This window comes from uncultured Cardiobacterium sp. (assembly GCF_938028185.1).
In the GTDB taxonomy this organism is placed as follows: domain Bacteria; phylum Pseudomonadota; class Gammaproteobacteria; order Cardiobacteriales; family Cardiobacteriaceae; genus Cardiobacterium.
In genome coordinates this window covers 1-13,139 of record NZ_CALJAH010000379.1, presented here as the reverse complement: position 1 = coordinate 13,139, position 13,139 = coordinate 1, and the positions used below count along the sequence as shown (strand labels likewise).

Genomic DNA, 13,139 nt, shown 5'->3' with positions numbered 1-13,139 from the left:
TTCAAAGGTTTTGACCCCGCTTAAAGCCTTGCAGCATAAGGCTTACAGCGTTTTTTATAGCGATACACCGAAAGTCTCATACTGTGCCGTCTTTCCGTATAGCCGCGTACCACCCCCAGCGTTGCGCCTTGTGTAAAACTTTGAGTGTATCGCTATAGCTCCTTTTTTGTCCTATACGCCGAATAAAATTAAACCGCCATAATTGGCGGTTTATTGTGTGGGAGCTTAGCAGCGGATGTTTTTCGCCGCTTCGGCGTTTATCGGCGGCGGTTGTTTGATTTGTAACAGACGCTGGTTGAGCGGGGTTTCGGAGGGTTCAAAGGCGTGCTCGAAGACTTGTTCGATGCGGCTCACCGGGATGATGGTCAGCGCGTCTTTGACTTCGTCCGGGATGTCGCGCAGGTCTTTGCGGTTTTCTTCCGGGATGAGCACGGTTTTGATGTGGCTGCGCACGGCGGCAAGCAGTTTTTCTTTGAGGCCGCCAATCGCCAGCACCCGTCCGTGCAGGGTGATTTCGCCGGTCATGGCCAGATCACCCCGTACCGGGATTTTGCTGAAGGCGGATAGCAGCGCGGTTGCCATGCCGATGCCGGCGCTGGGGCCGTCTTTCGGGGTCGCGCCTTCGGGCAGGTGCATATGGATGTCGTATTCGTCGTAGCGCAGTTCGGGCAGGCTCGCTTCGAGGTAGCTGCGCACGACGGAGGAGGCGGCCTGGATGGATTCTTTCATGACGTCGCCCAACTGGCCGGTGAGGTTCAGTTTGCCTTTGCCACGGAAGATGGTCGCCTCGATTTGCAGGGTTTCGCCGCCGACGGAGGTCCAGGCGAGGCCGGTGACGCAGCCGATTTTGTTGCGCAGGTCGTCTTCGCTGCGGCGGTATTTGGGCACGCCGAGGAAGTCTTCGAGGTTGGTTTTGTTGATGGCGATGTTTTTGATGTCGCTGGTCAGCAGTTTGCGCACGCTTTTGCGCGCCAGTTTGCCGATTTCCCGCTCCAGGTTGCGCACGCCCGCTTCGCGGGTGTAGTCCTCGATGATGTCGGTGACAACGCCGTCTTCGAGGGCAAATTCGTCTTTGCGCAGGCCGTGTTCGCGGATTTGCCGCGGCAGGATGTAGCGCGTGGCGATTTCGCTTTTTTCGCGGCTGGTGTAGCCGGGCAGGCGGATGACTTCCATCCGGTCCAGCAGCGGCGCCGGGATGTTCAGGGTGTTGGCGGTGGCGATGAAGAGGACGTTGGAGAGGTCAATGTCGGTTTCGAGGTAGTGGTCGCTGAAGGCGTTGTTCTGCGCCGGGTCGAGGACTTCGAGCAGGGCGGAGGCGGGGTCGCCGCGGTGATCCATGCCGATTTTGTCGATTTCATCCAGCAGGATGAGCGGGTTGTTGCTCCCCAGTTTGCAGAGTTTTTGTACGATTTTGCCGGGCAGCGAGCCGATGTAGGTGCGGCGGTGGCCGCGGATTTCGGCTTCGTCGTGGACGCCGCCGAGCGAGATGCGGTCGAAGTCGCGCCCGGTCGCTTCGGCAATGGATTTGCCGAGCGAGGTTTTGCCGACGCCCGGCGGGCCAACGAGGCAGATGATGGGGCCTTTGCCGTGTTTGTTGCGTTTTTGTACGGCGAGGTAGTCAAGGATGCGTTCTTTGACGTCTTCGAGGCCGTAGTGGTCGCGTTCGAGGATTTTTTCGGCGCGGGCGATGTCGTACTGGCTGCGGCGGCGTTTGGACCAGGGGTAGTCAATCATCCATTCGAGGTAGTTGCGGATGACGTTGGCTTCTGCCGACATCGGCGACATTTGTTTGAGTTTGTTCAGTTCGGACAGCGCTTTTTTTTCGGCATCCGCGCTCATGCCCGCTTCTTTGACGGATTTTTCCAGTTGTTCGATGTCGTTGAGCGCGTCTTCCATTTCGCCCAGTTCTTTCTGGATGGCCTTGATTTGTTCGTTGAGGTAGTACTCGCGCTGGTTGCGCTCCATTTGTTGTTTGACGCGCTTGCGGATTTTGCGGTCAAGGTCGGATTTTTCCAGCTCTTCTTCAAGGAAGATGAGGATGTGTTGCAGGCGTTCGTTGAGCGCGGTGCTGTCGAGGATGGTGATGCGCCGCTCCAGGCTGAGGTCCATGTGTGCCGCGATGGTGTCGGCGATGCGGCCGGGGTTGTTGAGCTGGCGCAGGTTTTGCAGCAGGTCGTCGGCGTTTTTGTCGTTTTCTTTGAGGAAGCGGGTGAATTGTTCGACGGCGGTTTTGCCCATCGCCCGCTGTTCGTCGGTGGGGACGCTGTTGTTGTTGCCGTAATCGCGGTAGCTGGCTTGCAGGTAGGGCTGGTCTTCTTGCCAGGCGGCGATTTCGATGCGGCGCAGGCCTTCGACCAGCACTTTGACGGTGCCGTCGGAGAGTTTGGTCATTTGTACGATGCGGCCAACGCTGCCGACCGGGTGCAGGTCGGCAACGCCCGGATCGCGGATGCTGGCGTCGTTTTGCGGGACGAGCAGCAGTTCTTGCTGGTTCTGGTTGGCAACGTCAAGCGCGGCGATGGATTTTTCCCGACCAACGAAGAGCGGCACGATGACGTGCGGATAGACGACGACGTCGCGCAGGGGCAGGACGGGGAGGGTGTTTTCTTGCATCGGGTTCTTCTTCCGGTTCAGGCGGATTTTTTGTTGTGCAGTTGCGGCGCGCTGCCTTCGAGGATGGTGGCGGCGGTGACGGTCACTTTGTCGATGTCTTTCTGGTCGGGCAGGTTGAACATGGTATCGAGCAGGGTTTGTTCGACGATGGAGCGCAGGCCGCGCGCGCCGGTTTTGCGGGTGATAGCTTTTTGTGCGATGGCTTGCAGCGCGTCCGGGGTAAATTCGAGGGCGACGTCCTCAAAGCCGAAGATTTTTTCAAACTGGCGCACGATGGCGTTTTTCGGCTCGGTGAGGATGTGTACCAGCGCGTCTTCGTCGAGGGTATCGAGCAGGGCGATAATCGGCAGGCGGCCGACAAATTCGGGGATAAGGCCGAATTTGACCAGGTCTTCCGGTTCGATTTGTTGTAGCAGGCGGTTGTTGTTTTCGTCCGCCTCGGATTTGGTGTGGACGTGAGCGCCGAAGCCGATGCCGCCCTGTTCGGTACGTTTGGCGATGAGTTTTTCCAGTCCGGCAAAGGCGCCGCCGCAGATGAAGAGGATGTTGGTGGTGTTGACGTGTATCAGTTCTTGCTGCGGGTGTTTGCGCCCGCCTTGCGGCGGCACGGCGGCAACGGTGCCTTCTACCAGTTTGAGCAGCGCCTGTTGCACGCCTTCGCCGGAGACGTCGCGGGTGATGGAGAGGTTTTCGCCCTTGCGCGCGATTTTGTCGATTTCGTCAATGTAGATGATGCCGCGTTCGGCGCGGGTGACGTCGTTGTCGCAGTTCATCAGCAGTTTTTGCACGATGGTTTCGACGTCTTCACCAACGTAACCCGCTTCGGTCAGGGCGGTGGCGTCCGCGATGGCGAAGGGCACGTCCAGGCATTTGGCCAGGGTTTGCGCGAGCAGGGTTTTGCCAGAGCCGGTCGAGCCGATCATCAGGATGTTGCTTTTGACGATTTCGACGCCGTCGTCGGCTTTTTGCTGGTTGAGGTGCAGCCGTTTGTAGTGGTTGTATACCGCCACCGCCAGCGCTTTTTTCGCGCGGTGCTGGCCGATGATGTAGTCATCGAGGAAGGCCTTGATTTCGGAGGGGGTCGGCAACGGTTTGCCGTCAAACAGTTCGGGTTCGCTGCCAGCGGGCGCGCCGTCTTTGAGCATATCGCCGCAGAGGGTGATGCATTCGTCGCAGATGTTGATACCGTCCGGGCCGGAGATGAGGCGGCGGACTTCGGTATCGGGTTTGTGGCAGAACGAGCAGCGGTGACGTTTATCGGTCATGGGTATCTCCGGGGAATGCGGTGGGCGCGCTTCAGGATGCGCTGATGTCGGTGCGCGCGGTGGTGACGTGGTCAATCAGGCCGTAGGCGGCGGCTTCTTCGGCGGACATGAAGTTGTCGCGGTCGGTGTCGCGTTCGATTTTTTCCAGTGGCTGGCCGGTGTGTTTGGCGAGCAGTTCGTTCAGCGTCGCCTTCATTTTCAGCAGTTCGCGCGCGTGGATTTCGATGTCGGATGCCTGGCCACCGAGGCCGCCGCTAATCAGCGGCTGGTGAATCATCACCCGGCTGTGCGGCAGGGCGAAGCGTTTGCCGTGTGCACCTGCGGTGAGCAGCATCGCCCCCATGCTCGCCGCCTGGCCGAGGCAGAGGGTGGAGACGTCCGGCTTGATGAAGTTCATGGTGTCGTAGATGGACATTCCTGCGGTGACGGAGCCGCCGGGCGAGTTGATATAGAGGTGGATGTCCTGGTCGGGGTTTTCCGCTTCAAGGAAGAGCATTTGCGCGACGACGAGGTTGGCGGAGGCGTCATTGACCGGGCCGACGAGGAAGATGACCCGCTCTTTCAGCAGGCGGGAGTAGATGTCGTAGGAGCGTTCGCCGCGACCGGTCTGCTCGACGACCATCGGGATGAGCAGGTTGTTTTGGATTTCCATGTGGGTGTTCTCCGTTTAAGGGGTTAGGACAGTTCCCGATGTGCGGGCGGCTGGCGGGATTTCAAGGGGCGTCATTTACATACACCTGAGCGCTCAAGGTGTATGTATAACGGGTGCGGTGTGTATCAACGGATGCCGATGCCGTTGCAAGGTTCGTGCCAGTTATTTTGTGATGGCACCAATAAATGAAGGGCAGCCAAGGCTGCCCCGTCGGTCGTCCAAGCGGTTAGCCACGTTGCTGGCCCAGTGCCATGACTTCCTGGAAGGTTTTGTCTTCTTCGCTGACCTGTGCCTGTTCGTACAGTTGGTCAACCAGTTGTTCTTCAAGGATGGCGGCTTCCAGGCGGCGCAGGGTCTCGCGGTCTTTTTTGTACCAGTCCACGACTTCCTGCGGGTTTTCGTAGGTAGCGGCGATGGACTGGATGCGGGCATCCACGCGCGCTTGATCCAGTTCGAGCTTGCGCTCTTCCAACAGTTTGTTGACGAGGAGGCTCATGCGGACACGGTCGCGGGCGAGTTCGCCAAAGACACGGATAGCCACTTCGCGGCGCCGTTGCACGTCTTCGATTTGTTGTTCCAATCGTGCTTCATGTGCCATGTGTTCGGCTTCCATGCGCACCAGGCTTTCGGGCACAAGCTGTTCGGCATTTTTTTCCAGCAGGGCGGTAAACATCCGGTTGCGGCGGATGGCACGCTGGGCGTTTTCCAGTTCGCGCGTCATGTTGTCGCGGATAGCCTTGCGGAAGGCGTCCTGTTCGCCGCTTTCGATGCCAAAGGCCTTGATGAAGGCTTCGTTGATTTCCGGCAGTGCCAGCGCTTCCACTTTTTTTATGGTCGCGGTGAATTGCGCGGTTTTGCCGGCGAGGTCGGCACTGTGGTAATCGGCCGGGAAGGCAACATCGAAGGTTTTTTCTTCGCCTGCCTTGCCGCCACGGAGACCCGCTTCAAAGTCGGGCAACATTTGGCCGGTGCCGAGAATGACGGGCATATTTTCGCCGCTGCCGCCGTCAAAGGCGACGCCGTCCAGCTTGCCGACGAAATCGACGGTGACACGGTCGGTCTCTTCTGCCGCCTTGTCGGCTTCGTGGAAGGTGCCTTGCTGGCGGCGCAGGGTGAGTACCATGTTGTCCACGTCTTCGTCGCGGACTTCGCTGCGCGGCAGGGTGATGCTGATTTGTTCCAGCCCCTTGACTTCCACTTCGGGCATAATTTCAAAGATGGCGGTGTATTTGATCGGTTCGTTGGCGGCCATGCCGGAGAGCAGGGTGATTTCCGGCGAGGCTACGGGGGTGTAACCGCTTTGCTGCATGGCTTCGCGGCAGGTTTCTTCGACGATTTCGCTGAGCACGTCATGGCGGACGCTGGTACCGTATTTTTGTTTGACGACGGCAGGCGGCACTTTGCCGGGGCGGAAGCCATCAATGCGCACGCGCGGTGTGATTTCTCTGAGACGTTTTTCGACTTCCTGATTCAGTCGCGCAGACGGTAGTTCAACCGTTAATTTGTGCGAAAGACCTTCCAGTTGTTCAACGGATGATTGCATATCTATCCTCGATAAATGAAACTGCGGCGAGCCGCTCAATAATGAATGGAAACCGTGGTGCGAAAGGAGAGACTCGAACTCTCAAGGGTTGCCCCGCTGGAACCTAAATCCAGTGCGTCTACCAGTTCCGCCACTCTCGCAAAGCGGCGCATTTAAGCATAGCCCCTGGGGAAATGCAAGACGGACGGGTGTCCAAATGGCGATTGCGTCGCCGCGGCAAATATGGATAATTGCGCCGTTTCTTTTCCCCTTATAACGAGGCGTTATATCTTGATTAAAATGATGAACACGGGGGGTGCGTGGACGGATATCCGGCAAGGCATTGCCGGTTTTCGTTTGTGGCAATCGCTGGCGCGACAGGATATTCGCCTGAAGTATCGCCGCTCTACCCTGGGGCCGTTCTGGATTACGCTCAGCATGGCGGTCACGGTCTCGGCGATGGGGCCGCTTTATGGCGCGCTGTTTTCCACCGATTTGGCGGAATTTGTGCCGCATTTGGCGCTCGGCCTTATTTTTTGGGCATTCATCGCCGGCTCCATCAGCGAATATGCGGAAACCTTTACCGCCAACGAGCACATTCTGAAGCAATCCTATCTGCCGTTGTCGGCGCTGGTGATGCGCGTCTTTTACCGGCAACTGCTGATTTTGCTGCACAACCTGCTGATTTATCCGTTCGTGATGCTGTTCCTCGGCCTTGGCATCAACAGCAATATTTTCTGGTTGCTGCCCGCCTTTGTGCTGGTTTCCGTCAATATTCTCTGGCTCGGCCTCATCATCGCCATTTTCTGTACCCGCTTCCGCGACATGATGCCGGTCATTCAAAGCATTGTAACGCTGCTGTTTTTCGTCACCCCCATCATCTGGCGGCTGAACCAGTTGCCGGAAGGGCGGCTGCACATCGCGCAGATGAACCCCTTTACCTCGCTTATCACCCTCTTGCGCGACCCGGTGCTGGGCATCATGCCCGCGCCGCTGTACTGGCAGGTCGCCGCCGCCTTCGCCCTCGGCGGCACGGCGCTGGCCATGTGGGTCTTCTCGCTCACCCGCAAGAAAATCACTTACTGGTTATAAAAGATGTATATCAAGGCAGACGATGTCTGCGTGACCTTCCCCGTATTCGACGCGCACCAGCGCTCCTTCAAGAAAACCGTGTTCAAGGCGGCCGCGGGTGGCGGCCTCAGCAGCTTCCGCAAGGGTTTTGCCGAAATTGAAGCGCTGAAACACATCACCCTCGACATCCGCGAAGGCGAGCGGGTCGCGCTCATCGGTCATAACGGCTCCGGCAAAACGACGCTGTTGCGCGTCTTCGCCGGGGTCTATGCACCGACACGCGGCAGCATTGCGGTTGAAGGCAGCGTGACCAGCCTGCTGGACGCGATGCTCGGCATGGACGGCGAGGCGACCGGTTTTGAAAACATCCGCATGCGCGGCCTCTTTCTCGGCCTATCGCCGAAGCAGATTGAGGCGATTACTGACGAAGTCGTCGAATTTAGCGAGCTGGGCGACTTCATCAATATGCCGGTGCGTACCTATTCCAGCGGCATGGTGCTGCGTCTCGCCTTTTCCATCTCGACCAGCATCCGCCCGGAAATCATCCTCATGGACGAATGGATGAGCGTCGGCGACGAAGCCTTCCGGCAAAAAGCCGAAGCGCGGCTGATGCGCTTCATCGAAAACGCGGGCATCCTCGTCTTTGCCACGCACGACTTCAACCTCGCCCAACGCCTGTGTAACCGCATGATATTTCTGGAACACGGCGAACTCATCCGCGAAGAACAAAACACCCTGGAGACGCACCCATGAAAGAAAAAATCCTCGTTGTTGGCGCCGGATTCTCCGGCGCGGTCATCGCCCGCACCCTGGCCGAAGCGGGGCTGGCGGTGGACGTCATCGAATCGCGCGCCCACGTCGCCGGTAACTGCCATAGCGCACGCGATGGCGAAACCGGGGTGATGGTGCACATCTATGGCCCGCACATCTTCCACACCGACGACGCCGAAGTCTGGGCGCTGATGCAGCGCTTCGGCGAATGGATGCCCTATACCAACCGCGTCAAAAGCACGGTGGACGGGCGGGTGTACTCGCTCCCGGTCAATCTGCACACCATCAACCAGTTCTTTGACAAGGCGATGCGCCCGGACGAAGCACGCGCCTTCATTGCCGCGCAAGCCGACAACAGCATCACCGAGCCGCAAAACTTCGAGGAGCAGGCGCTGAAATTCGTTGGCCGCGCACTGTATGAGGCCTTCTTCAAGGGCTACACGCAAAAACAATGGGGCTGCGAGCCGCGCGAATTGCCCGCGAGCATCCTCAAGCGGCTGCCGGTACGCTTCAACTACAACGACAACTACTTCTTCCACCAATACCAGGGCATGCCGAAAGACGGTTACACCCCCATCGTCGCCGCGCTGCTGGAGCACCCGGCGATTACTTTGCGCCTGAACACCCGCTATCAGCGCGCCGACAGCACCGCCTACGCGCACACCTTCTACAGCGGGCCGCTGGACGGCTACTTCGACTACCAATTGGGCCGCCTCGGCTATCGCACCCTCGATTTCGAGCGCTTCACTGCCGACGGCGACTACCAGGGTACGGCGGTGATGAACTACGGCAACGTGGACATACCCTATACCCGCATCACTGAACACAAACACTTCGCGCCGTGGGAAACGCACGACAAAACCGTGTGCTACCGGGAATACAGCCGCGCTTGTGGCGAAGATGACCTGCCGTACTACCCCATCCGCCTCACCGCCGGACAACAACTGCTCGCCGACTACGTCCGCGCCGCGCAGGCGCTGGAAAACGTTACCTTCATCGGGCGGCTCGCCACCTACCGCTACCTCGACATGGACGTCACCATCCGCGAAGCGCTCGATGCGGCACGCGGCTACCTCGCCGCCCGCAAGAGCGGCGCGCGCGTACCGGTCTTTTATTGCGACATCTGACAGATGAACATCGTCGCCGTCATCGTCACCCACAACCGCCGCCACGCGCTGCTGCAAACGCTGGCGGCGACGCTGGCGCAGCCGTTCGCGGGCGTGGTCGTCGTTGATAACGCCTCGACCGACGGCAGCCGCGAATGGCTGGAACAATGCGATGACCCGCGCCTGCACCTGATATTGCACGACCACAACGCCGGTGGCGCGGGCGGCTTTGCCCTCGGCATGGCGGCAGCGCTGGAACACTTCAACCCCGACTGGCTGCTCTGCTACGACGACGACGCCTTCCCCGCGCCCGACGCGCTGCGCCAATTTGCCGCCGCCGACCTCAGCGACTGCGACAGCGCCGCTGCCGCCGTTTACTACCCCGACGGCAGCATCTGCGAAATGAACCGCCCCAGTTACAACCCCTTCTGGCATCCGCGCAAACTGCTGCGCACCGCGCTTGGCGTCTTCAGCGACCGCGCCCGCGGCGCCTTCCACGTCGCAGACCATGCCTACCATACGCACGACGCCTTGCCGATTGACAGCTCATCTTTCGTCGGCTACTTCGTCCGCGCTGACTGGGTACGCCGCCTGCCGCTGCCCGAACCGGGACTATTCATCTACGGCGACGACATCCTCTACACCCTGAACCTCAGCAAACACGGCGGGCGACACTGTTTTCTTCCTGCGGTGCGCTTCATTCACGACTGCTCCACCTTCCAGAGCGCGCGGCGCGGCTACCACCCGATGTGGAAAGCCTACTTCACCTACCGCAACGGCCTGCTCATCTACCGCATGGCGGCAGGCGCGTGGTTCTACCCCGTCGCCCTGTTGAAAGCGCTCATCTGGCTCGCCGCCGCCCGCCATTACCGCGCCAAGCGCCTGTACCTGCGCCTCTGGTGGCAGGCGGTGCGCGACGGCATCCGCCAGGATTTGACGCGCGACCCCGCCGCCATCATCGAACAATACCATGATGCATCCGCACCCGAATAACGCGCGCAACGGCGTCATGCCCTATATGCACTGGCTGGCCAAATGCGCCGACGGTGCCAACACCTACCTCGCCGGCGCCATCACCTTCTGGGCATACTTCGGCTACCCCATCTGGCAATGGGAACGCTACCAGTGGATGACCACCCTCTCCGCGCTCGCCGCCGTCTTCGTGCTGAGCGCCTGCGGCGTCTACCGCTCCTGGCGTGGCGCCCTGCGCGCGCCGCTGCTGCTGCGCCTCATCCAGGGATTTCTCTACCTCGCCGGGATGATTGCGGGCTACCTCTACCTCACCAAAGCCGGACACCACTTCTCCCGCTTCTGGTTCGGCCTGTGGCTCAGTACCGCCTTCGCCCTCTGCCTCATCAGCCGCATCACCGCCTACTGGCTGCTCAGCCGCCTGCGCGCCGCCGGACACAACACGCGCAGCCTCGCCCTCATCGGCAACCACGCCACCTGCCGCGAAGTTTACCGCTCCATCCGCCGCGACCCGCTCGCCGGATACCTCGTGCGGCAAATCCGCCTGCTTGATGCCGACGAAGCACTGTTCAACCAGGTGGACGACGTGCGCCGCTACGACCCCGCGCGCGACGGCGAACCGCCCTGCGACGAAATCTGGATCTGCCTGCCGCTGACCGCAGGCGACACCGTCGGCGACATCCTGGACGCCCTGCGCTACAGCACCGCCAACATCCGCTACATCCCCGACCTGCGCAGCTTCCGCCTCATCAACTACCAGGGCTCCTACGTTGTCGGCCACTACGCGCTCGACATCAGCATCTCGCCGATGCACGGGCGCAAACGCCTGACCAAATGGCTGGAAGACAAAATCATCGCCAGCGTCGCCCTCATCCTGCTCGCGCCGCTTTTGGGGGCGGTTGCCCTGTGGATACGCTGCCGCGCGGGCAGCCCCATCTTCTACCGCCAGGCGCGCGTTGGCTGGAACGGCGAAGTCTTTAACATCCTGAAATTCCGCACCATGCCGACCGACAACGAACAACGCGGCGCGACCTGGGGCGGTGCGGGCGACAAACCCACCATCCCGCTTGGCCGCCTGCTGCGCCGCCTGAGCATTGACGAACTGCCGCAATTCTGGAACGTCCTCAAAGGCGAAATGTCGGTGGTCGGCCCGCGCCCGGAGCGGCCGCAATTCGTCGCCCAATTCCGCAACGAAATCCCCGGCTATATGCAAAAACACATGGTGAAAGCGGGCATCACCGGCTGGGCGCAAGTGAACGGTTGGCGCGGCGACACCGACCTCGAAGAACGCATCAACTACGACCTGTGGTACATCGACAACTGGTCGCTGTGGCTTGACCTGAAAATCATCTTCCTCACCGCCCTGCGCGTCTTCCATGACCGCAATGCCCAATAACCCCGCGTCATCACCGTAGGGCAGGTCTTGACCCACCCATAACCAAACACATTGAATTTCACGGTGGGGCAAGCCCCACCCTACAACAACACGCACACAACCAACCCCTCAAACCCACAACAACAGGAGACCACACATGATCCTCGTCACCGGCGGTGCCGGCTACATCGGCTCGCACACCGTCCTCGTCCTCTTGCAGGCAGGCCATGACGTCCTCGTCCTCGACAACCTTGTTAACAGCTCCGCCGAATCCATCCGCCGCGTCGGCGCACTGGCAGGCAAAACGGCGACCTTCATCGAAGGCGACATCCGCGACCGCGCCGCGCTCGACGCCCTCTTTGCCCGCTACCCGGTCAAATCCGTCATCCACTTCGCCGGACTCAAAGCCGTCGGCGAAAGCGTCGCCAAGCCCCTGCCGTACTACGAAAACAACGTCGGCGGCTCCATCACCCTCTTTCAGGCAATGGCGGCGGCGGGGGTGAAGCGCATCGTCTTCAGCTCGTCGGCGACCGTTTACGGCGAAGCGGGCGGCGAACGCGAATACCGCGAGACCCTGCCGGTTGGCGTGCCGAGCAGCCCCTACGGGCAAAGCAAAGTCATGATCGAACAAATCCTGCGCGACACCGCCCACGCCGACTGTGACTGGTCGGTAGCGCTGTTGCGCTACTTCAACCCGGTCGGCGCGCACGCAAGCGGCGACATCGGCGAAGACCCGCAAGGCATCCCCAACAACCTCGTCCCCTACATCTCGCAAGTGGCCGTTGGCCGCCTCGAACGCCTCTCCATCTACGGCAACGACTACGACACCCCGGACGGCACCTGCCTGCGCGATTACATCCACGTCATGGATTTGGCGGAAGGCCATGTCAAGGCGCTGCAAGGCATCGACGGCAAAACCGGCGTCTTCACCTGGAACCTCGGCAGCGGCACGCCGCGCTCGGTGCTGGACGTACTGCACGCCTATGAAAAAGCCTGCGGCAAAACCATCCCCTACCAGTTCGCACCGCGCCGCGCGGGCGACCTGCCCGCCTTCTGGGCGAACCCGGACAAAGCCGCGCGCGAGCTGGGCTGGCGGACGACGCGCAGCCTGGACGACATGGTCGCCGACACCTGGCGCTGGCAACAAAAAAACCCGATGGGGTATCGCTAAAAACCCCTCCCCACAGAGGAGAGAAAACCGGGAGTGGGGTTTGCCCGCATACCTCACTGCCCATTGCTCCCAACACGCCCCAAACCCATGCCCCTCCGCTACACCGACAGCCATTGCCACCTCGACTGGTTTGACGACCCGGCGATCATCACCGCCGAAGCCCAAGCCGCAGGCGTCGCCCGCATCGTCATCGCCGCGACCACGCGCGCGCACTGGGTGGACGTCGCCCGCTGCGCCGCCCTGCCCGGCGTCTATGCCAGCTACGGCCTGCACCCGCTCTACCAGGACGAACACCAGGACGACGACCTGCACGCGCTCGAAAGCCAAATCCAAAACCAGCCAACCGTTGCCATCGGCGAATGTGGCCTCGACTTCCTGAACGGCGACAGCGCCGCACAACGCGCCACCTTTGCCGCGCAAATCGACATCGCCCGTCGCTACCAATTGCCGCTACTGCTGCACGCGCGCAAATCGCTCGACGCCGTGCTGCACCTCTTGAAACGCGGCGGCAACCCGCGCTTTATCATCCACAGCTTCACCGGCTCGGACGCACAACTGGCGCGCATCCTCGCGCAAGGCGGCTACATCGGCATCGGCGGCACCTCGACCTACCCGCGCGCCGCC

11 protein-coding genes and 1 tRNA gene are annotated in these 13,139 nt (G+C 60.7%); 7 read left to right on the top strand and 5 right to left on the bottom strand.

Annotated elements, in window-relative coordinates; all coding sequences use genetic code 11:
* Positions 1–225 precede the first annotated feature (225 nt).
* From lon to Q0349_RS11170, 5 genes are all read right to left on the bottom strand, one after another.
* Positions 226–2,613 carry an endopeptidase La gene (gene lon, locus Q0349_RS11190; protein WP_298081044.1) on the bottom strand — a complete coding sequence of 796 codons (2,388 nt, stop codon included), beginning with the start codon at positions 2,611–2,613 and terminating at the stop codon, positions 226–228.
* A gap of 17 nt (positions 2,614–2,630) precedes the next feature.
* A complete protein-coding gene (clpX, locus tag Q0349_RS11185) occupies positions 2,631–3,878 on the bottom strand; it encodes an ATP-dependent Clp protease ATP-binding subunit ClpX (RefSeq protein ID WP_298081042.1) in 1,248 nt (415 codons plus the stop codon).
* Between the two features lie 31 nt (positions 3,879–3,909).
* Positions 3,910–4,530 carry an ATP-dependent Clp endopeptidase proteolytic subunit ClpP gene (gene clpP / locus Q0349_RS11180; RefSeq protein ID WP_298081041.1) on the bottom strand — a complete coding sequence of 207 codons (621 nt, stop codon included), beginning with the start codon at positions 4,528–4,530 and terminating at the stop codon, positions 3,910–3,912.
* 226 nt (positions 4,531–4,756) lie between these two features.
* A complete protein-coding gene (gene tig / locus Q0349_RS11175) occupies positions 4,757–6,073 on the bottom strand; it encodes a trigger factor (protein WP_298081040.1) in 1,317 nt (438 codons plus the stop codon).
* A 55-nt stretch (positions 6,074–6,128) separates the two neighbouring features.
* Positions 6,129–6,213 (bottom strand) — tRNA-Leu (locus Q0349_RS11170).
* Between the two features lie 139 nt (positions 6,214–6,352).
* Between Q0349_RS11170 and Q0349_RS11165 the strand changes: the two genes are divergently transcribed.
* The 7 genes from Q0349_RS11165 to Q0349_RS11135 form a co-directional block, all read left to right on the top strand.
* Positions 6,353–7,144 (top strand): ABC transporter permease, encoded by a 792-nt coding sequence (locus tag Q0349_RS11165; RefSeq protein WP_298081046.1) that lies wholly within the window; start codon positions 6,353–6,355, stop codon positions 7,142–7,144.
* A 3-nt stretch (positions 7,145–7,147) separates the two neighbouring features.
* Positions 7,148–7,876 carry an ABC transporter ATP-binding protein gene (locus Q0349_RS11160; protein ID WP_298081039.1) on the top strand — a complete coding sequence of 243 codons (729 nt, stop codon included), beginning with the start codon at positions 7,148–7,150 and terminating at the stop codon, positions 7,874–7,876.
* Complete coding sequence (gene glf / locus Q0349_RS11155) at positions 7,873–9,021, top strand: UDP-galactopyranose mutase (RefSeq protein ID WP_298081037.1); 1,149 nt, start codon at positions 7,873–7,875, stop codon at positions 9,019–9,021. The genes Q0349_RS11160 and glf overlap by 4 nt, the downstream gene beginning before the upstream one ends.
* 3 nt (positions 9,022–9,024) lie before the next feature.
* Positions 9,025–9,993, top strand: coding sequence for a glycosyltransferase (locus tag Q0349_RS11150; RefSeq protein ID WP_298081036.1), 969 nt, complete (start codon positions 9,025–9,027; stop codon positions 9,991–9,993).
* Positions 9,971–11,365: an undecaprenyl-phosphate glucose phosphotransferase gene (locus Q0349_RS11145; protein ID WP_298081034.1), complete on the top strand. Its 1,395-nt coding sequence runs from the start codon at positions 9,971–9,973 to the stop codon at positions 11,363–11,365. Before Q0349_RS11150 ends, Q0349_RS11145 begins: the two co-directional genes overlap by 23 nt.
* Before the next feature lie 136 nt (positions 11,366–11,501).
* Positions 11,502–12,515, top strand: a complete 1,014-nt coding sequence (galE, locus tag Q0349_RS11140) for a UDP-glucose 4-epimerase GalE (protein WP_298081033.1) — start codon at positions 11,502–11,504, stop codon at positions 12,513–12,515.
* 87 nt (positions 12,516–12,602) lie between these two features.
* A partial coding sequence (locus Q0349_RS11135) for a TatD family hydrolase (protein WP_298081032.1) occupies positions 12,603–13,139 on the top strand: 537 nt, incomplete at its 3' end.